This is a genomic window from Mesorhizobium sp. M1A.T.Ca.IN.004.03.1.1 (assembly GCF_003997555.1).
Classification (GTDB): domain Bacteria; phylum Pseudomonadota; class Alphaproteobacteria; order Rhizobiales; family Rhizobiaceae; genus Mesorhizobium.
Map to the genome: position 1 here is coordinate 1 of NZ_RZTV01000480.1, position 264 is coordinate 264.

1 protein-coding gene and 1 pseudogene are annotated in these 264 nt (G+C 58.7%); one reads left to right on the forward strand and one right to left on the reverse strand.

Translation table 11 applies throughout. The features are described from left to right. A pseudogene (locus tag EOD29_RS37645) lies at positions 1–145 on the forward strand (aminopeptidase P family protein); the annotation flags it as partial. 23 nt (positions 146–168) lie between these two features. On the opposite strand, the gene EOD29_RS32525 reads toward EOD29_RS37645, so the two are convergent. Beyond that, a partial coding sequence (locus EOD29_RS32525) for an AraC family transcriptional regulator (protein WP_127248851.1) occupies positions 169–264 on the reverse strand: 96 nt, incomplete at its 5' end.

Below are 264 nucleotides of genomic sequence, written 5' to 3' on the forward strand. Positions count from 1 at the left end.
CGGCCTCATCGAGGAGAACATGGTTCTCAACGTCGAAAGCCTGATTGCCGAAACCGGATCCGAGAGCATCAAGCTGGAAACCCAGGCACTGATCACGGCCAAGGGCGCGGAACGGCTGGACAGTTTTCCGTGGGAGGAAATCTGAAGCAGGCTCGCGCCGTCGACGTTTCAGTGCGCTCTCAAAGCTGCCGCGCGATGCTGCGAGGGCGTTTGCCCAAATGTGCGCTTGAACGTTCTGGTGAATTGCGAGGCGTTTTCGAAGCC